Genomic DNA, 25,276 nt, shown 5'->3' on the forward strand with positions numbered 1-25,276 from the left:
GCTGAACGTGTTCTAATTCGGCTGCCCGAACAGGCCGATCAGCAACCGGACCTGGGTGTCGAAAACGCTCCTGGGGTCGGTCACGGTATCGGCACCGTACTGCTCGAAGACCTCCATGCTGATCGCACCCAGCACGCCGGCCCACAGCAGAAAACACCTGGCCATCACGCGATCATCGCCCGGAAAGCCGAACTCGTGCCGAATCCGTTCGAAATCCGACGACATTGGTTGCGGCGCGGCATCACTGGTGAGCATGATGTCGCCGGTGGTGATGCCCGCCGCGATCGCGTCGAACAGATCCGCCACCACGCGGGTGCCCACCCCTACGGTGCGCTCCGGCGGCGCGTGATATCCAGGCACCGGGCTGCCGTACAGCAACGCCCATCTCGCCGGGTGCGCGACCGCCCAGGCGCGCACCGCGTGCGTGATGGCCAGCACGTCCTCGCTCCACGAATCGCTCTGAGTGCTGTCGCGGGCCCGGCGCACCGCCTCGGCCAGGTCGGAATAGGCATCGACCAGCAGCAAGGTCAACAGTTCGTCCCGGTTGGCGACGTAGCGGTACACCGCCGAGGAAACCATGCCCAGTTCGCGGGCGATGGCCCGCAGTGACAGTCCGGCCGCACCGTGCTCCAGCAGATGGCGACGCCCGACTTCGACGATGTTCGCCTCGATCTGTTCCCGCGACTCCTGGCGCTTGCCCACGGCGTCAAGTCTGGCAGTACCGAGATCACCGCTCTTGCTTTTTGGTCACGGTTGTGACACGGTAATCGACAAGTGAGAGCACTGCTCTCGTTTGGCCCGGGGAGGCAGGGATGACCACCTATCAGCAACCACATCGCGTCGCGCAGTATGCGAACGCCGTCATCCGCTGGCTTGCCGAATCCGGCGTCAGCATCGCCGGCACCCGGGCGCTGCGGGTGCGTGGGCGCAAGACCGGCCAACCGCGCAGCGTGGTGGTCAACGTGCTGGTCGCCGACGGCGCCGAGTATCTCGTTTCACCCCGCGGCAATACCCAGTGGGCCCGCAACGTCAGGGCCGCGGGAGTGGTCGAGACCGGCCCGCGCTGGAGGCGTCGCCGCGCCACCGTCACCGAGGTTGCCGACGACGACAAACCCGAGATTCTGCGCCGGTATCTGCAGCGGTGGTTGTGGCAGGTGAAGGACTACGTCGGCGGCGTGACGCCAGAATCGAGCACCGGGGAGTTGCGCGCTGCCGGGACCCAGATCCCGGTGTTCGCGCTGGCGACTACGGATTGAAACCGGTGTCCTCACGGACCTGCTGGGTGACCGACGCCCAGAGGACCGCCGCGGGCAGGGTGCCCCACACGCTGTTGAAGATCCCCACGATTTGGCCGGATCCGTCTCCCGAGAGATAGATCGGCCCGCCCGAGTCACCCTGCTGGGTCTGCACACCGTTGGTCATGGTGAACCAGCCGTTGTTGACGCTTTCCACCGTCCCGCAGGTCTCGCCGGTAATGATGCCGAAGTGGCAGACCGCCTGACCCGGACTCACCGTGCCTGGCCCGGACCGCAATTGGCGGCCGCCCGGCAGCGCGTTGCTCACCGTCACGTTGTCCGCCAGGGCAATCGCCTCGTAGTCGGCGATCTGCTGGTCGGTGGCCACCGTCGAACCGGTCGGCGTGTTGTCGCGGAAGGTCGTCATGTGCCCGATGACGTTGTTGGCCTGGTCGGTGACGGCACCGCCCCCGCGGCAGTGCCCGGCCGTGTACGCCGTGTGCATGCGGACGTCGACGAATCCCAGGGTGCAGACCCGATTGTCCTGGTGGATCTCCATCCCGGGATACACGACCGTGGGGTCCGCGCTGGCGGTTGCCGGCGCGAGCGCCGACACCGACGCCACGAGCATCAGGGATGCGGTTACTGAACGCAACACCGTGCGGCGCACCATCGGACTCCGATCCATCTCGGGCCGACACAGCGCCGACCTCCCCTATCGAGGTTACGGATTGATAACCCCGTATAGGTCATCGCCCGGGGACCGCGCTGCGTTACCGCGATGTGGCAAGTGGCGCGCTTTCACCGGCTTGGACGGCCTTGCGGGGCGCCCACCCGGGGGGCCCGAAGACGTAGCCGAACCGGTCGCGCAACCGGGTTGCCGAGCGGACGTCGCGGGCAATGGCCACGTATTCGTGCGTCTGCAGCTTCCAGATGTTGAACGTGTCGACCTGCTTGGTCAGGCCGTAGTGCGGCCGGAACGTCTCCTTCTGGAAGCTGCCGAACAGGCGGTCGAAGAGGATGAAGATGCCGCCGTAGTTCTTGTCCAGGTACTCCGGGTCCATGCCGTGATGCACGCGGTGGTGGGACGGGGTGTTGAAGATGAACTCGAACCAACGCGGCAGCTTGTCGATGCGCTCGGTGTGCACCCAGAACTGATAGATGAGGTTCAGCGACCAGCTGAAGAAGATCAGCCACGGCGGGAGCCCGAGCAGCGGCAGCGGCAACCACATCAGGATCTCCCCGCTGTTGTTCCACTTTTGCCGCAGCGCGGTGGCGAAGTTGAAGTATTGGCTTGAGTGGTGCGCCTGGTGGGTAGCCCAGATGAGCCGGATGCGGTGGGCGACGCGGTGGTAGGCGTAGTACAGCAGGTCTACGCCCACGATCGCGGCGACCCAGGTGTACCACTTTGTCGCAGGGAGGTGCCACGGGGCGAGGTAGGCATAGATTGCGGCATACCCGAACAGCGCCAAGGTCTTCCAGGCGGCAGTCGTGGCAATCGACACCAGGCCCATCGAGATGCTCGCCATCGAGTCGCGGGTCAGGTATGCCCCCGACGACGGCCTGTCCTTCGACGGGTTCTTGGCAGCAGCGGCATCAAGCTTCTCCAGCTTGCGGGCCGCCGTCCACTCCAGGGTCAATAACAAGAGGAAAAACGGTATGGCAAACAGCACCGGGTCCCGCATTTCCGGGGGCAGCCCCGTGAAAAAGCCCGCTATAGCAGTCACGGCAGCCAGATTACTGTCATCGCGGTCGGAACGTACCGGGTTCTCGCACGGTAGGCACCAGTGAGAACTCTGACGCGCCCGGTGCACAAACCGCACGTGACCCAGCGTCTGCTCCGCGCGTCCGGAATGCGCAACCGGATGTTCCCGCCGGCGAAGCTGGCGAGCTGGGCCGCCAACCCCCGTCCTCCCTACTGCGGGATGCCGTCCAACCTGGTCCAGAAGAAGATCGAGGTCGTTCGCGAGGACCTCAACGGCCGTCCGGTCTACCAGGTCACCCCACGTCACATTGACGTCCGCGACCACACCGGTCACCTGATCTACCTGCACGGCGGCGCCTATGTGCTGGATCTGCTGCCCCATTTTCACTGGCCGGCCATTGCCCGGCTGGCGACCATGTTGAATCGCACCATCACGGTGCCGATCTACCCGATCGCGCCCGAAAGCAACTATCGCCAGGTGTTTCCGTTCCTGCTGCAGCTCTACCGGAGCATCCTGGAGACGCGTGAACCGGATTCCGTGGCCTTTATGGGAGATTCGGCCGGGGGCGGGATGGCGTTCGCGCTGTGTCACGCCGTGCGGGACGCGGGCCTGCCGAAGCCCACGGATGCTGTGCTGCTCTCGCCCTGGATGCATCTCGGGCTGCCGGACCCGGACGTGCCCAACGTCGCCAAGATCGACCCTTTCCTCAACCTCGACGACCTGCGTGCGGCCGGAATCCGCTACGCCGGCGGCGATCCGCTGGACACTCCCCTGCTCAGCCCCAGCGTGGGATCGCTGGACGGGCTGCCGAGATTGACCGTGTTCACCGGGACCCATGATGTACTCAACCCCGACGCCCGCGCTTTTCGCCGGCGTGCGACGTCCGAAGGCCTGGACATCGGCTGGCACGAACTCGAGGGAGGCATGCACACGTGGATGCTCCTCCCCGGCCACAAGGCCAAGGCGACGCTGAGCCAGATCCGCGACGTACTGGCAGGTCAACCCGGGTCCTGATCATCGGTTCCGGTTTTGCCGGACTGTGGGCGGCGCTGGGTGCGGCGCGCCGTCTCGACGAACTCACGGTCCCCCCTGGCAGCGTGCAGGTCACGGTGCTCAGCGCCCAACCGTTCCACGACATCCGGGTGCGTAACTACGAGGACGACCTGAGCGCCTGCCGCATCCCGCTCGCCGAGTTGCTCGACCCCGTGGGCGTCGCGCATGTCACCGCCGAGGTGACGCACATCGACGCCGATGCCCGCACCGTTACCACCTCGGCCGGTACGACGTACGGATACGACCGGTTGGTGCTCGCGGCTGGCAGCAGGGTGAACAAACCTGACCTGCCGGGGCTGCGCGAATTCGGTTTCGACGTCGACACCTACGACGGTGCCGAGCGCCTGCGCCACCATCTGGAAGCGTTGTCCGCTGGGCGGGCGACGGCCACCGTGGTGGTGGTCGGGGCCGGGCTGACCGGGATCGAGACAGCCTGCGAGCTGCCGCACCGGCTGCGCGAACTGGGGCTGACTCCGCGCGTGGTGCTGGTCGACCACAACCCGCTGGTCGGTTCGGACATGGGCGCTTCGGCGCGGCCGGTGATCGAGAAAGCCTTGGTGGACAACGGGGTTGAGTGTCGCACCGGTGTCGGCGTGACGGCTGTCGGGCCGGCCGGTGTGTCGCTTACCTCGGGCGAGCAGCTGGACACGGCCGCCGTGGTCTGGTGTGCGGGAATGCGGGCCAATCCGCTGACCGGGCAGTTGCCGGTGACCCGGGACCGATTGGGGCGCGTTGCGGTCGACGACTACCTACGGGTGATCGGGGTCCCTGCGATGTTCGCCGCCGGCGATGTGGCCGCGGCCCGCATGGACGACGAGCACCTGTCTGTCATGTCGTGTCAGCACGGCCGGCCGATGGGACGCTACGCGGGATATAACGTCATCAGCGATCTGTTCGGCGAGCCGATGCTCGCGCTGCGAATCCCTTGGTATGTCACGGTTCTCGATCTCGGTCCGGCGGGTGCGGTGTACACCGAAGGGTGGGATCGCCTCGTAGTGGCTCAGGGCGATCAGGCCAAGACCACCAAACAGACGATCAACACCAAGCGGATCTATCCACCCCTGACCGCCAGCCGCGCGGACCTGCTCGCCGCCGCCGCGCCGGAGCTGCAGGCGCGACCCTGATATCAGTCGGGTTGGGCGGTGGGCAGCATCGGGCTGTTCTGCTCGCCGGCGTACCAGTGCACCGCATAGATGCCGGGTTGCAGCGACAATTCGGCCACCAGCCGTTCCAGTTTGGCCGCGGCATGACCCCCCAGCAGCACGTGCGCGGTCAGTGCGGCATTGTCGCCGGACTGCCCGGTGTGGATGCCGCGCAGGATGATGTCATTGCTGCGAGTGTGCTGGACGATCTGGGCCCGGGCATACTGCGCCGACTTGGGCCGGCAGACCACCTGGACCTGGAACGATTCGAGGCCCTCGTCGTCGTCGCCTGCGTCGTCGTGGTCGATGAGCCGGCCCAGGGGGCGTCCGAAAAGGTGGATGACGATCACCGTGCCGGTGGCGATCAAGGCGAACACCAGGTGTCCGGAGGCCGCCAGCACGCCGACCGCGGCCGAGCACCACAGCGTGGCAGCGGTATTGAGGCCGCGGACGTTGGCGCCCTCCCGCAGGATGACACCGCCACCGAGGAATCCGATGCCGGAGACGACGTACGACGCGACCCGGGTGGGACTGCTGTCCTCGGTAGCGACGGCGTACAGCACGAACAGCGTCGCCCCAGCCGCCACAAGGGCGTTGGTACGCAAACCCGCCATCCGGGCCCGCCACTGCCGCTCCAAGCCGATCAGGGCGCCGCACCCCACGCCGACGGCCAGGCGGAGCGCGAAGTCGGCAGTGGTCAACGTCGGCACGGCGCAACTCCTTTCCTCGAACCGCAAGGCAACCAGAATCGGGTTAACGCTCGGTGTCGGCCGGGCAAACCGGCTTATCGCTAGAAGTAGCCGCCCTCGGGTTGGCCCAGGTGCTCGGGGCAGTAGGTGTTCGACGCGATGGCCGTGAACAGGGCCGCACCGTCCAGCGTCAGTCCGGGATTCTGATTCTTGACGTCGGTGAGCACTTGCAGCCCCGTCTCGCCGTTCCGCATCAACCCGCACACGGCCTGCGCCGACGTGATCGCTCGGCTTGTGTCGGGGACGGAGATGCCCGCGTTGGCCAGGGCGGAGAGAAATGCCGCATCGTCGCCACTGGGGTCTGCGTGCGCCGGCGCGGCCAAACCGATCGTGGTGACGACTGCGGCGACGGCGAGCCCCGGCCTCATGTGCCACCCAATTGCGCATCGGGCAGCGTCACCTTGGGCTTGTCCTTATTCGACACGTGCACCGCGTGGATTCCCGGCTCTTTCGACAGCTTGTCGAGTAGCGCGTCCAAACCGGCTTTGTCGACGTTCCAGTGTTTCACCGAATCCGGTTCCTTCTGCAATTTCGCGATGACGCTGTCCAGCTTGACCGGCTCGACATGGCCTTTGCCGCCGTTGGCCCGGGCACGGGCACCGCTGCCGCTGAGCACTTGACCGCCGGCGGCGCCCAATGCGCCACCAGTCATGCTCCCCAGGGCCATCTGGTTGACGAGGTCCGTCGGCACGCCCGCCGCGGGCGCAGCGGACAGGCTGGTGGCAGGAAGCGCCGTCGAGGCCATTCTGATCGCCGGAGTCGCCGAGGCCCAACTCGGCGGCACCGACAACTTTCCCACCACGTTTGCCTCGCCGACACCCGCTGACGTCGCGCTGGTCAATCCTGCCGACGGCGCCATCCCCAGCCCGGCTCCCAGCGCGGATTTCGGGATGTTTTCCAGCGGGGGCTTCCAGAAGAGCTTGAACTCGGTCATGGCCAGGTTGGGGACGCTCATGCTGTCGTTGGCAACCACGCTGAATCGACCGATGTCTGCCAGAATCCCGAAGGTGTTTTCCCAGGTCGAGGCCGCCAAAGGCGTACCGGTCAGAGCATTGAGAAGCTGACCCATGGCCTGGATGTAGGCGGTGCCCCCGCTGCCGAGAGCCTCGAAGACCTGCAGGACGATATCGAACGGAAACACCGGTGCCGCCGTGGCCGCGGCTGTGGCAGCAGTCGTAGCCGCGGTACCAGCTGCCAACCCACTGGCTTGTCCGGCCGCAGCTTGCTGGGCGGCGAGGCCTGCTTCGTTGGTGATCTGGGGCGGTTCGGTGTACGGCGTAAGCCGCGCGGCCGCCGCCGAGGCCGTGGTGTAAGCGAGCATCGCGGCGGTGTCCTGGGCCCACATCTCCCCGTATTGCGCCTCCAGCGCTGCGATGGCGCCCGTGTTCTGCCCAAAGATGTTCGTTGCCACGAGGAGAGCCAACTGGCTGCGATTGATCGCGATCTCCGTAGGCGGCACCACGCCTGCGAATGCCACCTCGTACGCACTGACTGCAGCCTTCGCCTGGTCTGCCGCGGCCTTGGCCTGCGCCGCGGTTGCCGACATCCACGCCACATACGGTGCGGTAGCCGCTGCCATCGCGGCCGCTGACGGACCGGTCCACGATTCGTTGGCCAATCCGTCCACGATCAAGCCGTAAGACGCTGCCGTGGACTGCAATTCGGCCGCCAAACCGTCCCATGCGACAGCGGCCGCAATCATCGGAGCGGCGCCGGGGCCGGCATACATGAGAGCGGAGGTGATCTCGGGTGGTCGCACCGCAAAGCTCATAAGCCCGGCCTTTCTGCTGCGGATGTCATGAGTCAGTCCGCCGGTATCACGATGATGGTCGCCGTCGTGGCGACGTCGTCGGCCGCTGCGGCGCCACCGCTGCTGCCGGCAGCGCCGTTCCCCACGGTGCGGATGCTGGCGCCCGCCAGCGCACGTCCGGCCAAACTCGCCATGGCCATTTCACCGAACAAGCCGCCTTCGGCGGCCGCTGGCGCTGCGGCCAGAGCAGCGGGGCTAGCGGCAGGCAGTACGGAAGCCATCGTCCTCATGACCGGTGCGGCGGTCACCCAGCCTTGCGGCACTGACAGGGATCCGACCAGCGTGGAGTGCCCCATCGACCCGGCCACCCCAGGAGTGACCGTCGCCACGTAACCGGCGCGCAGCGGTGATAGGCCGGCCAACGGCTTTCCGCCGGTGCTCAGCAGCGAGGCGACTCCCGGCGCGTTCTGGGACAAACCGAGGATCTGCAGGGCGAACAGCCACCACCCGCCGGCGAGAACGAATCCGATGATGGGGCTGTACGCACCGGTGATGGCAGCGAAGAAGGGCCGGATCCCCACCACGTACGGGTTGATGGCCTCGATGACCGAGCCGATCGGCGTCGAAGCCGCCGGTGCCGCCGCCGCCGGACCCACCGTCTGCAACGCGTTAGGCACTGCGGTCATCAGCTGCGACAGCCCGGACTGGACTTCAGAGGCGCCGACTGCCTCGGCAGTCGCCGCGCTCTGCCGTCCCACACCTGAGGGGTCGGTGGTCTCCGGGGGCTCGCCGAACGGTGTCAGCACCGTCGCGGCCGCCGAAGATGCCGCATAGCCGTACATGGCGCTGGCGTCCTGCGCCCACATTTCCACGTACAGCGCTTCGGTGGCAGCGATGGCGGCCGTATTCTGTCCCAGCAGATTGGTGGCGATCAACGCCATGAGCAGATTCCGGTTGGCCTCGATGACGGGCGGAGGCACGGTCGCTGCGAACGCTGCCTCGTATGCGCCCGCGGCGAGTTTGGCCTGTGCTGCCGTTTGTTCAGCGCGAGTACCTGTCTCGGTGAGCCAAGCCACGAACGGCGCCGCTGCGGTCGCCATCGCCATGGCCGCCGGGCCGTGCCATGACCCGACGGTCACGCCCTGGATCGTCGACCCGTAGGACGACGCAGTGCTGTGCAACTCGGCTGCCAGCGCATCCCACGCTGCCGCGGCAACCAGCATCGGCCCAGATCCCGCCCCCATGTACATGCGTCCCGAGTTGATTTCCGGTGGCAACGCCCCGAAGTCCATCTATTCCCTCCGGTCCCCATTGTGGGCGCCATGGTAATCGCCGAGGTGCCGTTGTGCGGGTAGGTCCGGCGGATCTCATATGAAGTCCACCAGATGCCCCAATGACACTCCGCGCAATTCCACGTACTTGCGGGTGGAGGTACCGGTTATGGGAAAGACGAGGGAGTTTTTGTCAGCTCTTCGAGAGGTGTTGAGGGCAGTAAAACTTCGAGGAGATGACGGCGAACTCGGCAGCGGCATCCAGATTGAACGCCGGATTGTGGGTCTCCACGTCGTGGACGAGCTCGAGACCCGACTCGCCGTTGTTCAGGCAGGTGCACACCGCCTTGGCGGACCGCACGGCCTGGGCCGGCGAGTTGTAGCCGATGTCCGCCGTGTGTAGGGCCGCGAGGAACCCCGCGTCGTCCCCACCGCCATCGTCTGAGGGGTCGGCGTACGCCGGGACGGCCAAGCCGATCGTGGCACTCACGCCGATCAGCGCGAGAAGCAGTTTCATGTCATAACCTTTCTTTGCTCCGGGGGTCGTGCTATCCCAATTGCGCATCGGAAGGCACCACGGTCTTATCGCCTTTCGACAGGTGCACCGCGTGGATGCCTGGTTTCTTGGCCAGTTGTTCCAGCAGGCTGTCGAGACCTTCCTGATCGACCGTGTGGTGCTGCACGCTGTCCGGCCGTTCCGATATCTGGGCCACCATGCGCTTGAGCATTTCCGGAGACTTGAGGTCTTTGAGATCCTTGACCGGCGTGACTCGGCTGCGCGTTCCTGTCCGTCCCGACGGTGCGGGCACCCCGGCGCCCAGAGCGGCTCCGGTCATGCCCGCCAGCGACATCGAGCTGAGCAACCCACCCTGACCGAGTTCGGCGGCCGGGACGGCCTCGGGCCCGGCCGCCGAGAGCGCGGCAGCCACTGTGCGGATGGCCGGAGTATTCGCAGCCCAGCTCGGTGGCACCGTCAGAGCTCCGACCAGGGTGCCCCGTCCGAAATTGGCGGCTGGTGCAGAGGTGGCGCCGGTCAGCCACCCGCGCCCCCAGTGCGGTGCTGCCAGCCCGCCGCCCAGCGCGTCCTTCGGAAGTTCGGCCAGACCTGCCGCCGAGTGCGGACCGAATTTCAGGAACTGCGATACGGGAAAGTTGATCAGCAGGCCGATGTCGTTGAACTGGGTGGTGAAGCCCAGCGGCACCTTGAGGGCGGAATACAGCGTCGTGTAGGTCGACGCCCCGGCCGACCCGAACATGCCGTTCAGCAGACCGTTGATGGTGGCGGTGTAGTCGGTGCTCAGGTTCGCCAGCGTCTGCAGTAAGCCCGACACCGGGTCTCCGGTTGCCAGGATCGTTTGCGCGACAGTGCCGCCCGATATACCTGCCGACTGGGCGGCCGCGGCGGCCTGGTTGACCAGACCGCCCGCGTTGACGACCTGCGGCGGCTCGGTGAACGGGGTCACGCGGCTAGCGGCGGCCGAAGAACCGGCGTAGGTGTCCATCGCGAGCGCGTCCTGCGCCCAGAACTCGCCATACTGAGCCTCAGTGGCAGCGATGGCCGCGGTGTTCTGTCCGAACAGGTTGGTGGCCATCAGGGCCGCCAACTGGGCACGGTTGGCCGCGATCTCCTCCGGCGGCACATGCGCCGCGAAAGCCGTCTCGTAGGCGGCTGCCGCCGCCGTCGCCTGGTTCGCCGTTTGCGCGGCCTGTGCTGCGGTGGCGCTCACCCACGTCACGTACGGTGTCGCCGCCGCAGCCATCGCCGCCGACGACGGCCCTACCCACGGTCCGCTGGCCAGGCTGGCCACCACCCCCGTCAAAGACGCTGCGGTGGATTGCAATTCACCGGCGATGCCGTCCCAGGCCGCTGCCGCCGCCAACATCGGTCCCGCGCCCGGACCGCTGTACATCCGGCCGGAATTGATCTCCGGCGGAAAGGCTGCATAAAACATGTCGGTCTACCCCCTGCCCCGAGGACACATCTGAATCATTTGTGCCGGAATGTGATTCGTCGTTGCTGTCACGGTCTCATTCCTCCAGCGCCGGGAGGACGAAGATCATCGCCGCGGCGGGGTCGGCTTCGGCGACCACGCCGCCCAGTGATGCGGCCGTCGCGCCACCGCTTCCGGAGCTTGCCGTGGTGGCAGCGAGAGCGCGTCCCGCCAGGCTGGACAGGGCCATCTGACTGAAGACGCCGGACTCCCCCGTCAGGGTGGCCGCCGGCGCGGCCGATAGATTGGCCGACAGCGTCGCGGCGACCGTTCTGATGGCCGGCGCGGCGGTGGTCCACCCCTGCGGCACCGACAAGCTCCCTACCAGTGCCGCGCGTCCCATTGCACCGGAGGCTCCGGCCGTGCCGGCACCGGTGAGGTGCGGCGGAATCGACTGGGCGATGGGCGCGAGTGCGCCGGTGATGGGCTGCGACGGCGCGAAGAAGGATGCCAGGCCCTGCCCGTTCTGACCATAGGCGTAGACCTGTCCGAACGACAGGAACGGACCGCCGGGGATGGAACTCAGACCCTGCAGCGAGAACGGCCCGGTGAGGGTTCCCATGATGGTGTTCCAGTTCGCCAGGTTCGTCGAGAGCCAGGGCGGCAGCGACGCGGTGGCGATCTGCGGCACGGCCAGCCCCTGCAGCAACGACGTCGAGCCCGTCGTCGGCGCGGCGCCGATCGTCGTCGCGAGGTTCTGCAGCGCCGTCGGCACGGAAGTGACCAACTGGGACAGCTTCGCCGCCACATCGGAGCCGGTCGATGCGCCGGTGGCCTGGGTGACAGCGGCCGCCTGCAGGGTCGGCCCCGAGGTGCTGGTGGTTTGCGGCGGTTCAGTGAAGGGTGTCAATTGCGTTGCCGCCGAGGATGATCCGGCATACCCATACATGGCGGCGGCATCCTGAGCCCACATCTCCAGATACTGCGCCTCAGTGGCGGCGATGGCGGGTGTGTTCTGCCCGAGGATGTTGGTGGCGATCAGCGACAGCAGCAGTGCGCGGTTCGCCGCGATGACCGGTGGCGGAACCGTTGCGGCAAAGGCGGTTTCGTACGCTCCGACCGCGATTTTGGCTTGCGCCGCCGCTTCGTCTGCCTGGGCGGCGGTGGTAGATATCCATGACACGTAGGGCCCGACTGCGGCGGCCATGGCGATCGCTGTCGGCCCCTGCCAGGTGCCGGCGGTCAGGGTTTCGATCGTCGCTGCGTATGATGCTGCGGTGGAATGCAATTCGGCTCCGAGCTCATCCCAGGCCGCAGCCGCGGCCAGCATGGGTCCCGGGCCGGGTCCGGTGTACATGCGGCCGGAGTTGATTTCGGGTGGCAGTGCCCCGTAATCCATAGGTGTTACCTCTTCATCCCCTCGATGACTGCCCGGGCAGAGCCACGGCGGCGGCCATTCACTCCCTGATTTAAAAGGCTTGGTAAGCGCGGAACGCTTGGCTGATACCGGCCCCCCGTCTGATTCGAACACCATCGTCAATGGAACTTATTGTCGGCGCGTTCCCGTAATGTAATCGCAAGGTAAACAAGAACTCTCACTGCTCGGAGCTGGTGTGTGATATTGAATTACAGCTATATGCGCTGGCGTAGTTTCCGCAGCTCAACAAACTGAAAAAATCAAACAGCAAAATGCAATTGCGGCCTTAAATGTGCCACGGATAATCTGACTGAATGATTCAGGAACTGCCCGAAAAATGCAGCGAGTTGATCGTCAGAATCGCGACCGAGTGTTGTGAGAACAGCGCGAATGTCTTCGCGCTCAAGTCGAGGTGGTCATCCGAACCGTTTTCGTCTGCGGACAGGGTCGTGGGCCGGTTGCGGCCCGGGCCGACCCGAATTGGCCGAGCGCACCCGGTCACCCCGGACCTTCGCGTGAGGGACGATGTTGCCTGGTGCCCGCCCGGCCGTCATGAGATGTTCTCCTAGCATTAGGAATCAACCTACGTAAGACGTTAGGGAACGGTAGCCGAGAACACCTGTATCGTGACTGCGCCTTTCCTGACGGTTTCCTGAAAGGGCATTTCTCGCAGATCAATACGTCCTTCGTCACCCGGCGGCGGGTGGTCGCGCGACCACGGTGGGGCGGAAGCCGTACTGCGGGACGGCCCGGCCGTAAGGTTGCCCGGCGACGTTACCCATTGGAACGCCGGGCATTCCGGGCGCTCCCGCCGGCGGTGGCGCTACCATGGGGGTGCCGCCCAGCGCGGAGTGCAGCGGGCCGGTCAGCGGAGTGGCCGCCGTCCAGGCCGGTGGCACCGAAAGTTTGCCAACGGCAGCCGCATTGCCCGCACCGGCGGACACGATGCCGGCAATGCCGCTCGTGGACTCCACCGAACTAGAGACCGCACTACCAGCCGCCGTCGCGGCGCTTTCCGTCGCACCGGTTGCGGCACCGCCGGTAAGCATGTCGAGGAAGGGGCCAAACGTGCTGCCGGGCACCAACAGTCCGGAGGAGGCGATGGTGTTCCACACATTGGCGTTGGGTCCCCAGTCGGCCCAAAAGCTCTGTCCTGCGGGCCCGTTGCCTCCCGAGAGTCCCTGCAGGACACTCGGGACCGCCGAAATCAGTTGAGACAGCACGCTCTGCTGACCAGAAGATGCTGCCGCCTGGGTTACCGCGGCCGCCTGTGCGCTCGGTCCACCGGGATTGGCGCCTTCCTGCGGTTCGGTGAACGGGCTCAATTGTGTGGCGGCAGCTGATGATCCGGCGTAGTTGTACATCGCGGCCGCATCCTGTGCCCACATCTGGAAGTACTGCGCCTCCGTGGCGGCAATCGCCGGGGCGTTCTGGCCGAGGATGTTGGTTGCGACCAGCGCGGCCAACTGCGTGCGGTTGGCCGCAATCAGCGGAGGTGGCACCGTGGCCGCGAAGGCCGCCTCGTAGGCGGCCGCGGCGGCTTCGGCTTGCGCGGCGGTCTGCTCGGCCTGCGCCGCGGTCGCACTCATCCAGGCGACCTGCGGCATGGCCGCCGCTGCCATGGATGCCGAAGCGGGACCGAGCCACTCATCACCGGTCAACGTCGACAGCACGGCGTCGTAGGACAACGCGGTGGTGCGCAACTCGGCGGCCAACCCGTTCCACGCGGCGGCCGCGGCAAGCATCGGACCGGAGCCCGGCCCGGTGTAGATTCGCGCGGAATTGATCTCGGGCGGCAACGCTGCAAAATCCAGTACGGCAGGCATCGGTCGCCTCCTTGGCTGACTGTTTTCCGGCAGGACAGAATTCCGGGCGACATTGATCGCAATTCGCGCAGCGCTATTCCGCGCAGGTTAAATGGCGCGCTACTGGGAAATCAGCGCGCGCGAGAAACTGTCGGAAAATGCCGACTTAAAGTGCGAACATGGTGCCCGGGTCGGATCGAAACGAAATGATCGTCGATCTCGGATAGGGACTGTCGTCGGGACTCACTCCGCTCTCACCTCCTCGGGGCCGGGGCACGCAGGGGTGCCGGGTGCACGCCACAGAGATGAGACCAGCGGGAAAACCGCTGGGCCAGCACCTCTCTCGACAGAGCTTTGGCACCACACGGCGTATCCGGCCGGTGCCGGAAGCCACTTGGGCTCAACCCTTAAGCCGGGAAGAGCTGTCCTGACCCTGGGCGTCTTTCGACGTTCGAGGTCAGTGGCCTGTGTCCGTGCAGACGCCTCACCTAGCGAGGTGCATGCAAAGTCATCGTGGCACTCGACACGATAAGAGTCAACTCAACGCCCGCATTTTCCGCCAATTCGCAAGAATTCGGGTCGACGAAATTTCTTATTGGACACGGTGGCAATTATTACGTCGACGCGGTCCGGCGTCAGCCCGCCGCCACCGGACGGGGCATTATCGTCAGCTTGAACCCGTATCGAGGCCCGTTGCCCCAGTTGCGGGAGTAGGCCGCGGGAGCGGGCATCCCGGGCATTCCCGACATGTTTACCGCGGCTTCTGGCGCCGCGGTGACGGCCCCGCCGGAGGTGGCGACCGCGCGGTTCGCGACCTCGACGGCCGTGGTCCAACTCGGCGGCACGGACAGCCGGCCGACGAAGGAAGCCTGATTGACTCCGGCGCCCACACCGCCCGACCGCGAGGCGGTCAGGCCCGCGGTCGCGGACGAGGCATCGGCGGCAGCGGGGGCGCTGTCGGCTGCTCCGTCGGCCACCGCCTCAACGTCGGCGAGCGCGTCGGTCGTGGCGGGCGTGATCACCGCCGGCGACACGTACTGGCCCGACACCAACGCGTTCACCAGATTCGAGTTCAGGAAGATTCCGTAGGGGTTGCCGTCGTTGCCGTCCAGGAAGTTCAAGATGTCGACGAGCACGCCCGTCTGTGGGAGGGAGTCAAACGGTGAGGCGGCCGCCGGCGACGTGAGCTGCTGCAGGCTTGCCGGCACGGCGGATATCAGTTGCGGTAGTTCAGTCTGCGTGACCCCGGAACCGGTGGCTTGAGCAACCGCTGCGGCCTGCCCCGCCGGGCCGGACGGATTGGTGGTCTGTTCGGGTTCGGCAAACGGTGTCAGTGTCGTGGCCTCAGCGGCGCTGGCGGCGTAGAGGTACATCGCCGTCGCGTCCTGCGCCCACATTTCGGCGTATTCGGCTTCGGTGGCCGCGATCGCGGGGGTATTGATGCCCAGGAAGTTGGTGGCCACCAGCATCAGCAGTCGTGCCCGGTTGGCAGCGACGGCCGCCGGAGGCACGGTCATCGCGAATGCCGCTTCATATGCGGCCGCGGCGGCGGCCGCCTGACTGGCGGTCTGCTCCGCCTGTAGCCCGGTCGCGCTCATCCACGTCACATACGGAGCGACGGCAGCCGTCATTGCGGCCGACGCCGGCCCCAGCCAGCCTTCGCTGACCAACGTCGATATCACCGACTCGTATACCGTTGCGGTCAAACGTAATTCATCGGCAATCCCGTTCCACGCCGTCACCGCGGCGAGCAGCGGCGCTGCACCGGGCCCGGTGTACATTCGCAGCGAGTTGATTTCAGGTGGGAGTGCTCCAAAATCCAATGCCAGCACCTCCTTTCGCCCATCGTGAGCGATGTCGCGGTGGCCTCCCTCCTGTCATCCAGCGGCCGGTGGGCGCCCCATGATCGTCGGCCGGAACCCGTAGCGCGGAGGATTGCCGAAGTTGTTGCCGTACATGCCGCCGACCGGCATGCCGGGGAAGCCCGGCATACCCGCCGCGGCCTGCGGCGCAACCGCGGTACTGGTCCACCCACCACCGGGTGCGGCCGCACCTGCGTGGTTGGCCACCGCGGTGGCCGCCGTCCAGGTCTGCGGAACGGACAACCGCCCCACGACAGCCGATTGATTGATCCCGGCCGTCACCCCGCCGCCCGTGGTGAACGAGGCCTCGGCCACATCCATCAAAGGGGGAAGGTTGGTCGGGTTGGCCGGAGACGCCGCCGGTATCCAGGACGCGTTGCCCTCACCGGAGCCCATCGGTGGCACCGCTTGCTGCTGTGCACCAAGGGCGACGGCGTTGATGTCGGCCAGTCCAGCGAACGCAGCCGGGGCCACGATGGCAGGGCTGGTATACCCGGCCGACACGAATCCGTTCACCAGGCTGGAATTCAGGAAGATTCCGTATGGATTCCCGTCATTCCCATCCAGGAAATTCAGCAGGTCGGCGAGCAGCCCGGCCCCCGGGAAGGCGTCAAGTGCGGCCGCCGGCGCCGAAAGGCCTTGCAGGGTCGAAGGAACCGAGGACATCAACTGCGGGAGCTGCGATTGCACGGTGCCCACCGCTGTACCGGCCGCCTGCGTGACCGCGGTCGCCTGACCGGCCTGCCCGGCCGGATCGGTGACCTGGGGTGGCGCGCTGAACGGCGTCAGCGTCGACGCGGCCGCCGAGCCGGTGGCATAGCCGTACATCGCCGCGGCATCCTGGGCCCACATCTCCCCATAGGCGGCCTCGTTCGCCGCAATCGCGGACGTGTTCTGGCCGATCAGATTCGTTGCCACCAGTAGTTGCAACTCGGCCCGGTTGGCGGCGACGACCGCGGGGGGCACCGTCATGGCGTAGGCCGTCTCGTACGCGGCGGCCGCGGCTGCCGCCTGGGTGGCGGCTTCCTCGGCCTTCACCCCGGTCAGTGTCATCCAGGTCAGATAGGGCGTGATTGCCCCCAGCATGGCCTCCGACGCGGGCCCGCGCCAGCCATCGTCGGTCAGAATCGAGACGACCGTGTCGTAGGCGGCGGCCGTCGACTGCAGTTCGGTGGCCAACCGCTCCCAGGCCGATACCGCGGCCAGCATCGGTGCCGACCCGGGCCCGGAGTACATGCGCAGCGAGTTGACTTCCGGTGGAAATGCGCCAAAATCCATTGTCACCGCCTCCTCAACCGATCGCAGCGACCGGGTCATCAGCGGAACATGTTGCAGCACAAGCGATTATAAGAATCGTCATCGGACTCCTCCTGTGGGATGGTCCGACCCGGCTACAGAACTTGGCCGCTGAGGTGGTGTCGGGGTGCTGCCGATGACGCAAGCGCCGTGGGCGCCGCGTGTCCGGTTTGTCGCGCCAGCCGATTCCGACGACGGGAAAGCGCCGTGACCGGATCGGGAAGAATGGTCATCGAAATTGCAGAGATGTGTTCGGTTGGATCAGTGCGGCCCCACCTCCCGTCACCGTCGGGCACACGGGAGCGCCGCCGTGGCCAGGTACGCCCCTCTCGCCTAGCTCGAGTTGCACACAGCGTATCCGGCCGAAGCCGCAGCGGCAGGGCAATAGCCACAACCCATTCGGCGTGCCGCGGCAGGTGAGCGTGCGGGCCGGCCTGAGGCGTTACTTGTTCTTGCGCTCCTCGGCGACCGCGGCGCTGAGTCCCTCGGCGAGGTCGTCGCGGGTGAGCTCACGGAAGCGGCGCAGCTGGGCTTCGCTGAACTCGGTGAGGTCACTGTTGAGCACCGCGTCCAGGTCCTCGTCGTCCAGCCGGAAACTACGGTGGTCACGCGCCTTCTCGACGACGTTCCGCACAAAGCCGGCGTTGCCGAGCATGTCGATGCCCCGAATCAGGTCGCCATCCTCGGAGTACGTCTCGTCGTTGTAGAACTTCGTATAGGACGGCAGCAACACCGATGCCTCTTCCTCGGTGATGACGTCCTCGTTCTCCCGGCCCATCAGCACGGTGAGCGCGACGAGTTCCTCGGGCGTGTAGCTGAAGAACTCGATGACGGTTGAAAAGCGCCGCCGCAGGCCCTGATTCACCTCGAGCATCTTTTCCATCGCCTTGGCGTACCCCGCGCCGAACACCACCAGTTCGTCGCGATGGTTCTCCATGTAGAGCAGCAGGGTGTTGATGATCGCATTGCCGTAGGGGTCGCCCTGCTGGTAGCCCTTCTCGTGCAGGGTGTGCATCTCGTCGAAGAACACAGCGCCACCCAGCGCGCCTTCGAGCATCTCTTCGGCGTTCTTCTCGGCGTCAGCCATGTAGCGGCCCAGCAGCTTGGTGCGGCTGGTCTCGACCACCAGGGGCTTGCGCAGCACCGTGAGCCCACACAACTGCTTGGCGAATGCCCGTGCGACAGACGTCTTGCCGGTCCCGGGCGGCCCCAGCAACAACGTGTGACGCGATGTCAGAGGGACGGGAAGACCCATCTTCGCGCGCGCCAGGTTCACCTTGGTCGTCGACTTGATCAGCTTGATCTCGCGTTTGGCCTGCTCCATGCCCAGCATCGCGTTGAGCTCGGCATCGCCTTCGGCCAGGTATTTCGCGGCTTCCTCGGCGTGGCGGGCGGCCTCGGTCTGGGCGCGCGTGGGAGCGCTTTCGGGGTCCCACGGGTCTGTGCGTGCCTCGATCGTTTCCGGGTCGGTCAGGACCAGCCGGAAGTTCGGGTTGTCCAGCGCTTCGCGGGCCGGGGTGAATTTCGCGTCGCGCGAATACACGCGGCGCAGCAGTTCGACGGCCTCGTCTTCGCGGCCCACGTGTCGCAGGCACATGCCCTGGGTGTACAGGGCGATGTTGGCCGCACCCGGGACCCGATCCCCCTCGATGGCGTCCTGACCGCGCCGGAATGCTTCCTCGAAGACTCCGAGCGAAGCCAGCGCGGTGGTGGCCATCGCCGCCCCCGCAGCCTTCAGCTCGGGGTGCCGCCAGGGCGTGGCCTCCGGGAACTGCGTCAGCACGTCCGGCCAGCGCTTGGTGCGGAAGTAGAGCACGCCCCGCACATAGGTGACCAGCTCGGCGTCGAACGGGTGCCGTGGATCGGCCGAGTCGAGCAATTCGGCCGCTTCTTTGTAGCGTTTGTTCTCGGCCAGGACCGCGGCGTAAGCGCAGGCCAGCGAATCCACGCTGGTGACGGCCAGACGCAGGAACAGACCGTCGGACACCTCAGGACGGAACTGCAGGTCCGTGACCCCGAGGCGGCGGGTCTCCCACCCGAAGGTCCTTACCGCCGCCCAGGCGCCGGCGAGGACCTCGAGGCTCTGGTCACCCGCCAGGATCCGCGCCAGCCAGGCGTCGCACATGCCCGGGTCGAGCTTGGTGGCGGTGGTGAACATCTGTGCCGCGACTTGCGGGTTATGGCTCGGCTGCAGTCCGTTGACCGAGATACCTGAAGCCAGTAGTCCGGCGACCATGGCGTTTCTGGCATCTTCGGCGGCTGACTGCGCGCGCGTCATTGTGCTGATGAGCTGGTTGCGTGCTCCGGCTCATGACTCAACGGCAATTCCAGCTCGTCGTGGTCGCGCAGGTCGCGGCTCGGTATGACCAGCGGAGGACGGGAAGACGGCGCGGGCAGGCTGGCCCGCACCGCCGCCAACTGGCGTCCGGTGAGGCGGTTGAGCCCCGCCGTGAGTTCCCTGGGCAGCCGGGACTCACTGTGGTAGCGCACGAACGCCGACAGCTTCGGCCGCCTGGCCCGGGTTGTCAGTCGCATGGTGAGAACAGTAGCGCCCACTTCCGGTGCGTCGGACAGCCACAGGCTTTCCAGCGTTTCGGAGTCGATATCGGCGGGCGTCACCCAGAAACTGGTGACCAACCCGTTGAAGTGTTTGAGGTGCCGCCAGCCCGGCCGGCTCCAAGTCGGCTCCAGGTCGGCCAGCACGGCGGAGTCGACTTCAGCCAGCTCGTCGGCGGTCAGGGGGCGGGCCGAACACGTCTGCCCGTCCAGGTCCTGAACCAGCCGCTCGGTGGCGGCGACCAGGGTCGAGGCCAGCGAGTCGCGGCACACCACCGCGGCCACGTTGCGTTGCGGGTTCATCCGCAGCACCAACCAGGTGCGGCGCCGGTCGGCAGCCGGCCGATCCCCGGCACCTTCGTTCGCCTCCCAGCCTTCGGGCTGCCACTCCTCGAGCGAAGCCGAAGCCCGCGCGGCGGCCGCGCCACCGCGCACCTGAACGGACACGATGTCAATTCCGTCCAGATGAATATCGAACTGGCGCAACCCATCTGCGACCGCGGCGACCGGCAGGAAGGGGGGCGCTCCCCCGGCCACGGCCCGGTGACGGTGGCGGGCCGAGGAGTCCCCGTCGCCGCCGTCCACCTCGACCACGGCTACCAGTTGGCCGCGGTACTCGCGCACCCCGACCGTGTCGCGGCCGAAACGACGCTTGAAGTCGGTGGCCGGTGTGCACCCAGCGCCGAGGGCGGTGCCGGGATCGGCGGACCAGTCCCACAGCCACGCGGCCACGCCGGAGGCGACCGTGATGCCGTGGTAAGTGACGATCGACAGCAGCGTGATCAATACCGCCAGGCCGACGCCGACCCACCACGCCACGCGGTTCTCGCCCTGCCACGAATCCGGGGCGTGGCTGGCGAGCACCAGGATCAGCACGTCAACCAGGAACACCGCGGTCAGGCGCGGCCAGGACAACGACAACCCGAACTTACGCTGCGCCTTCATCGTTGTTTCCGCGATCGTCGCATCAATGAAGCTGTACCGAACACTGCTCCGCCTATCAGTAATGCCGCAGCCAGGCCCCCGGTGGCCACCCACACCGGCGCCATGTTGCGCGGAGCGGGCGGTTTCGGCAGCGACAGCGGCGCCGAGAGTTGTTTGGGTGCCTGGGTCGGCCCTTGCGGGACATCCCATGTCAATGCCGCGACCGGGTCGACCACACCGTAACCGACCTGATTGTCGACGCCACGTGCGGGCGGCCTGGCCGTGTGGATCAAACGCTGCATCACCTGGTACGACGACAGTTCGGGGTACTTGGCACGCACCAGTGCGGCCACCCCCGACACGATCGCGGTGGCGAAGCTGGTGCCCGCGGGAACCAGCAGGGTGTTGTCCGGGCCGTCGATCGCGTTGATCAGGCCGTCGTCGCGGGGCGAGAGCCCCATGACGTCGGTCCCCGGTGCCGAGATCGAAACCCACGGCCCGGCGATACTCATCTGCGACAGCGGCTGTCCGCTGGTGTCGACGGCGCCGACGGTGAGCACGTAGTCGCTGAACCACGACGGCGTCACCACCGTGGTGACGGCGTTCCAGGCGCGGGGGTCATTCGGCGACAGCGGGTCGAAGATGGTGTTCTGCTTACAGTCCTTCTTGCTGCTGTCACCGGCCGCCGCCACGATCAACGCGTTCTTGTCGACCGCGGCGTAATGCACCGCGGCACCCAGCGTCCGCTGGTCCACCACGTTGCGGGCGCTCATGCAGGTCACGTCGGAGATGTTGATCACCGACGCGCCCATGTTGGCGGCGTGCACGATCGCGCGCGCCATCGTCTCGACGCTGTCGATCTTGGCCACCGTCTGCGGGTCTTCGTCCCCGGTGTAGGCGTCCTTGAGCCCGAAGGCCTGGCTGGACTGCCGGATCGAGATCAATTCGACGTCCGGTGCGATCCCACTGAAGGCGTCCGGTGGTGCCGCATTGGGACTCGGCGGCGGCGGTGGCGGGGGCGGGGTCGACGAGCTGGACGGACTCGGGCTGGTGGTCGTCGTGGACGGAGCCAGCGGATGCGGGTGGCGCGGATTGTCGATGGGATGCACCTTCGCGCCGCCCGCGTAGCCCGGGATCGTCACTGTCGCGCCTCCGCGGTTGCCCGAGGGAGCCTGCCCCGGACCGGGAGCCGGGCCAGGCCCAGCGCCGTCCGACGGCGGTGGCGCCGGAATGACCGTGATGGTCGGGCCGGGCACCGGTGACAGGGTCACCGTCTGAGGCGGCGGCGGCTTTTCGGTCGTCGGGATGGTCACCGGGCGGCGAGGCGAGGCCGGCGGGGGTGTGGCCCCGTTAGCGGGCGCTCCCCCGATCATCGAAGCCACCAGGGTGCCGTGGGCGTCACAGTCGGACAACCCGTCGCCGCCGGCCATCACGTAATCGCCGCCCGGAATAAGGCGCGGCAACCTCGGGTGCGGAGTGACCCCCGTGTCGATGACGGCGACTTTGATCCCCTCGCCGCGGCCGAAGTGCCAGGCCTCGTTGAGGTTCAGCATCTCCATGTACTTCGGCGGCACCTTGAAGTCGGTGCCGGGCATGACCCCGACCTCCGTGCAGTAGGAGTTCTGCTTCATCGGTGCGACCGGCCCGGGGGGGCCGTCAGGAGGAAGCGCCCCCGGATCAATCGTCGGAGGCGCGATGGCATATGCAGGTGGCATTCCGGCGAGCGCGCCGGAGGTCAGCAGCATCGCGGCGACGGTCGCGCTGATCGCGCGACCGCGCCGCGAGCGGCTGCTACCGGTATCGAATCGCTGCATAGACATTCATCAACCACAATGCCAGCGGGAAGATCGGCATGAGGCAGAGGTATTCGAGCCATTCCACAAACTTCCGGAACAGCGGGCTGTAGACGGTGTTGGGCACGACCGCCGCAGCCGTCAGGCCCGCGGCCGGTAGCGCCACCAGGATTGCGGCGCAGATCGACACCGAAAGCGGCGAGGCAAGCACGAGGGCGTAGCGAACCAGCACCGCCGCGATGATCAGCACTCCGGTAGCTGCCAGCGTGATGGCCTGCCAGCGGTCCACGTAGGAGCGGCCGCGCAGCAGCAGGAACCCGGCGGTGAAGCTGGCCAGCAGCAGCGGCAGCCACCGCTCGTGGGTGTGCGGGTTGGACAGCGCGGTCAGGCACACCACCACCAGGACACCGAGCCCCACCAGCAGGCCACTCAGGAAGGACCGGGCTCGCTCGGCCTGCAGCAGCACGTCGCGGACCGACGCCGGACCCTCGAGGGTCGGCGGGCCGCCCTCGGAGCGCACCACGGTGGTCGGCAGGTCAGGCCGGGCCTCGAACACCCACCGGCTGGTTGCGGACGGGAAGACCGGCAGCCGGATACCCGCGAGACGCCGGGACAGCGCGGGCGCGGCGTGGTAGATGATCACGCAGGCCAGCAGCAGGCAGGCGAGCATGGTCACGGCACTGGTGGCCGCCACCATCCTGGCCACGCTGGCGATGGTCGCCAGCGCGGCGACCGTCACGATCGCGGTGTAGACCGCCAGCCGGCGACCGGTGAACCGCAGGGCCAACGCCGCTGCCACCGTGAGCACGCCGAACCCGAGCACTGCCTGGGGGGAACCGACCGGGCCGGGGGGCGCCGCAGCGGCCGCAACCGTGACCGGAACCAACCCGCTCATCAGCATGATGTCGGCGACCCGGCGGTCGGCGTCCGTCTTGGCGCGCATCAACAGCATCATTGAAACGGTCAGCACCACGGCACCGACGATCGCGAGGAAGATGGTGGTCAGCCAGGTGTTGTGGTGCCAGCGCCACCAGCCGAGTACGCCGGAGGCCAGCACCACGCCGGACGCCACCATCGTCGCGCCGACCTGAAGGGCGACGACTGGGTCGATCGCGGCGAAGCGCTTGCTCAGGTTGGCCGAGACGGCGGTCGAGATGTGCTCGATGACCTGCGACCGGTGCTCGGTGTCGTTGATGAACCGGATCCACAGCCGGTCGCCGTCGTAGACATCCTGCTCGGTGAGCGAGTGGGTGGCACGCAGCGGCGTGCCGTCAACCAGGCACAGCGCCCACCGGCCGCGGCCGGTGGCCTCCAGCGGGGTCTCTCCCAGTTCCCGGAGCCGGCTGTTGATCACCTTCAACAGTGGGTCGGTCATCACCGAGACCGGGGCGTTGGCGTCCAGGAGAACACCGATCTGCACCCCCTCGCCGGCCATGATTCCGACGACCACAGCCCGGGGCGACGAAACGCCCTCAATGTCAGTCTGTGGCGCATCAGCTACTGCGGTCATCGTCCTGCACCCCCTGCCTCAGCGAATGAATTGGTTGTCGAGCGCGTGCGGGGCTGTGCCGGTGCACTGGCCGGGGCGTCTGCGACTCTGCAGCCCGGGTAGCGCTTCGGCTGGACCGACTCCGATTTCATTTGCCTCGCCTCGCGGTTATTGGTTGTGGTTGACGTATAGCGTTTTAGGTTTTGCAGCCTGTTCCGAAAGCAGTATGCCGTGTTGGCATCTCGCTCGCATTTTATGTTCAAAAATGTTGTTACACCGCGCGTTTGGTAACGGCGCTGTTAAACCCTGCTGTGTGATTTCCACTCGCCGTACGGCAATGTGTCCAAAACCGTCTTCACGCCCACCTGGACCAGCTGCGGTGTGGCCGGGCAGATTGCCAGCCATGCCTCGCCGGAGCCGGCCGTGCGGGCCTGCTGATAGAGCGCGATGCGGCCGCCGGAGCCGTCCTTGAGGGACAGCACGGAGGCGCTCGGGCCCTTGGCGTCGTCGCGATACTGGCGCGCGTACACCGCAACCTCGGCCGCGGGGTCCGACAGTGCCTGACCCAGCGCAGCTACCGTAGAGGCGCTGATGCCCATGCGTCGCAGATCGCCGCCGGAAAACACGTTGAAGCCGGACTCCTGCCACGACTTGGTGGCCTCGAGCATCTCTTCCAGTGGCACGTTGACGGCGTTGATCGCCGCCGGGTCGGCGTGGTGAATCGACTCGAGACCGTCGATCACGAGTGCGGCGATCGAGGCGCTGTCCGAGACGACGACGTCGTCGACGGTGATGTCATTGCCCACCCGCACCGCGGAGACCCAGTGGTTGGCGCGGCGGGCCAGCACCACCCGGAATTCGTTGTCGGGGATGTCGCGCGAGCCGGGGGGCTGATTCTCGTCGTCCACCACGCCGTAGAGCAGCTTGCCGCGCGACAGCAGCGCGACGACCTCGATGTCCGGTGCGGCGAGTACTTTCATTCGCGCGGCCACCTGCTCATTGACCGCGTCGCCGACCACGATGCCCTGCTCGCGCATGACCGCCATGCCCGGATGCTCGTTGAGCCAGTCATTGTTGTCGGTGGATACGTAAGGCCGGCACCTCAACTCCGGCGCGACATGCCGGATATCCAGCAACGCCTGAAGCATCCAGAAGCCGTCGACGTTGACGGTGATGTCGGTGCGGGTGCTCTGTTGATCCATCCCTACCTCAATGGTCTTTTTTTATTCGGACTTCCAGTTAACTGCAGGACACGGCAGCACACCAGTGATTGGTGTGCTGCCGCGCCTGGAGTTCG

General features: G+C 66.8%; 21 protein-coding genes and 1 riboswitch. Of the genes, 3 read left to right on the forward strand and 18 right to left on the reverse strand.

Annotated elements, in window-relative coordinates; translation table 11 throughout:
* Positions 1–12: 12 nt before the first annotated feature.
* Entirely contained in the window at positions 13–702 is a 690-nt protein-coding gene (locus ACNQS7_RS03450) for a TetR/AcrR family transcriptional regulator (RefSeq protein WP_418011439.1), read from the reverse strand.
* A 110-nt stretch (positions 703–812) separates the two neighbouring features.
* Between ACNQS7_RS03450 and ACNQS7_RS03455 the strand changes: the two genes are divergently transcribed.
* A complete protein-coding gene (locus ACNQS7_RS03455) occupies positions 813–1,256 on the forward strand; it encodes a nitroreductase family deazaflavin-dependent oxidoreductase (protein WP_418011440.1) in 444 nt (147 codons plus the stop codon).
* On the opposite strand, the gene ACNQS7_RS03460 is transcribed toward ACNQS7_RS03455, so the two are convergent.
* Both ACNQS7_RS03460 and ACNQS7_RS03465 read right to left on the reverse strand, forming a co-directional pair.
* A complete protein-coding gene (locus tag ACNQS7_RS03460; protein ID WP_418015863.1) occupies positions 1,246–1,908 on the reverse strand; it encodes a hypothetical protein in 663 nt (220 codons plus the stop codon). The two genes, ACNQS7_RS03455 and ACNQS7_RS03460, sit on opposite strands and share 11 nt — an antisense overlap.
* Positions 1,909–2,008: 100 nt before the next feature.
* Positions 2,009–2,962, reverse strand: a complete 954-nt coding sequence (locus ACNQS7_RS03465) for a sterol desaturase family protein (RefSeq protein WP_418011441.1) — start codon at positions 2,960–2,962, stop codon at positions 2,009–2,011.
* Positions 2,963–3,058: 96 nt separating this feature from the next.
* On the opposite strand from ACNQS7_RS03465, the gene ACNQS7_RS03470 reads away from it, so the two are divergent.
* Together ACNQS7_RS03470 and ACNQS7_RS03475 are read left to right on the forward strand one after the other, a co-directional pair.
* Complete coding sequence (locus ACNQS7_RS03470) at positions 3,059–3,955, forward strand: alpha/beta hydrolase fold domain-containing protein (protein ID WP_418011442.1); 897 nt, start codon at positions 3,059–3,061, stop codon at positions 3,953–3,955.
* Positions 3,952–5,118, forward strand: a complete 1,167-nt coding sequence (locus ACNQS7_RS03475) for an NAD(P)/FAD-dependent oxidoreductase (RefSeq protein WP_418015864.1) — start codon at positions 3,952–3,954, stop codon at positions 5,116–5,118. The genes ACNQS7_RS03470 and ACNQS7_RS03475 overlap by 4 nt, the downstream gene beginning before the upstream one ends.
* 2 nt (positions 5,119–5,120) lie before the next feature.
* Here ACNQS7_RS03475 and ACNQS7_RS03480 read toward each other — a convergent pair whose 3' ends face one another.
* From ACNQS7_RS03480 to ACNQS7_RS03550, 15 genes are all read right to left on the reverse strand, one after another.
* Entirely contained in the window at positions 5,121–5,846 is a 726-nt protein-coding gene (locus ACNQS7_RS03480) for an MgtC/SapB family protein (protein WP_418011443.1), read from the reverse strand.
* A gap of 80 nt (positions 5,847–5,926) precedes the next feature.
* Complete coding sequence (locus tag ACNQS7_RS03485) at positions 5,927–6,253, reverse strand: DUF732 domain-containing protein (protein WP_418011444.1); 327 nt, start codon at positions 6,251–6,253, stop codon at positions 5,927–5,929.
* Positions 6,250–7,656 (reverse strand): PPE family protein, encoded by a 1,407-nt coding sequence (locus ACNQS7_RS03490; RefSeq protein ID WP_418011445.1) that lies wholly within the window; start codon positions 7,654–7,656, stop codon positions 6,250–6,252. Before ACNQS7_RS03490 ends, ACNQS7_RS03485 begins: the two co-directional genes overlap by 4 nt.
* A 32-nt stretch (positions 7,657–7,688) precedes the next feature.
* On the reverse strand, positions 7,689–8,927 hold the full coding sequence (locus ACNQS7_RS03495; protein WP_418011446.1) for a PPE family protein: 1,239 nt from the start codon (positions 8,925–8,927) through the stop codon (positions 7,689–7,691).
* Between the two features lie 172 nt (positions 8,928–9,099).
* On the reverse strand, positions 9,100–9,423 hold the full coding sequence (locus tag ACNQS7_RS03500; protein WP_418011447.1) for a DUF732 domain-containing protein: 324 nt from the start codon (positions 9,421–9,423) through the stop codon (positions 9,100–9,102).
* Between the two features lie 31 nt (positions 9,424–9,454).
* Entirely contained in the window at positions 9,455–10,858 is a 1,404-nt protein-coding gene (locus ACNQS7_RS03505; RefSeq protein ID WP_418011448.1) for a PPE family protein, read from the reverse strand.
* 76 nt (positions 10,859–10,934) lie between these two features.
* Complete coding sequence (locus ACNQS7_RS03510; RefSeq protein ID WP_418011449.1) at positions 10,935–12,236, reverse strand: PPE family protein; 1,302 nt, start codon at positions 12,234–12,236, stop codon at positions 10,935–10,937.
* A gap of 707 nt (positions 12,237–12,943) precedes the next feature.
* Positions 12,944–14,080: a PPE family protein gene (locus ACNQS7_RS03515; protein WP_418011450.1), complete on the reverse strand. Its 1,137-nt coding sequence runs from the start codon at positions 14,078–14,080 to the stop codon at positions 12,944–12,946.
* Positions 14,081–14,390: 310 nt separating this feature from the next.
* Positions 14,391–14,562: riboswitch (M-box (ykoK) riboswitch) on the reverse strand.
* Between the two features lie 132 nt (positions 14,563–14,694).
* The gene (locus tag ACNQS7_RS03520) at positions 14,695–15,882 is read right to left on the reverse strand and encodes a PPE family protein (RefSeq protein ID WP_418011451.1); all 1,188 of its coding nucleotides are present in this window, start codon (positions 15,880–15,882) and stop codon (positions 14,695–14,697) included.
* A gap of 54 nt (positions 15,883–15,936) precedes the next feature.
* Positions 15,937–17,199 carry a PPE family protein gene (locus tag ACNQS7_RS03525; RefSeq protein WP_418011452.1) on the reverse strand — a complete coding sequence of 421 codons (1,263 nt, stop codon included), beginning with the start codon at positions 17,197–17,199 and terminating at the stop codon, positions 15,937–15,939.
* 460 nt (positions 17,200–17,659) lie between these two features.
* On the reverse strand, positions 17,660–19,495 hold the full coding sequence (gene eccA, locus ACNQS7_RS03530; RefSeq protein ID WP_055579130.1) for a type VII secretion AAA-ATPase EccA: 1,836 nt from the start codon (positions 19,493–19,495) through the stop codon (positions 17,660–17,662).
* Positions 19,492–20,718 (reverse strand): type VII secretion protein EccE, encoded by a 1,227-nt coding sequence (gene eccE / locus ACNQS7_RS03535; RefSeq protein WP_418011453.1) that lies wholly within the window; start codon positions 20,716–20,718, stop codon positions 19,492–19,494. Before eccE ends, eccA begins: the two co-directional genes overlap by 4 nt.
* The gene (mycP, locus tag ACNQS7_RS03540) at positions 20,715–22,511 is read right to left on the reverse strand and encodes a type VII secretion-associated serine protease mycosin (protein ID WP_418011454.1); all 1,797 of its coding nucleotides are present in this window, start codon (positions 22,509–22,511) and stop codon (positions 20,715–20,717) included. The genes eccE and mycP overlap by 4 nt, the downstream gene beginning before the upstream one ends.
* On the reverse strand, positions 22,489–24,000 hold the full coding sequence (gene eccD, locus ACNQS7_RS03545; RefSeq protein WP_418011455.1) for a type VII secretion integral membrane protein EccD: 1,512 nt from the start codon (positions 23,998–24,000) through the stop codon (positions 22,489–22,491). The genes mycP and eccD overlap by 23 nt, the downstream gene beginning before the upstream one ends.
* Before the next feature lie 278 nt (positions 24,001–24,278).
* Positions 24,279–25,181, reverse strand: coding sequence for an ESX secretion-associated protein EspG (locus ACNQS7_RS03550; protein WP_418011456.1), 903 nt, complete (start codon positions 25,179–25,181; stop codon positions 24,279–24,281).
* Positions 25,182–25,276 lie beyond the last annotated feature (95 nt).

It is taken from the genome of Mycobacterium sp. 23 (genome assembly GCF_048287075.1).
GTDB classification, from domain to species: Bacteria; Actinomycetota; Actinomycetes; order Mycobacteriales; family Mycobacteriaceae; genus Mycobacterium; species Mycobacterium gordonae_B.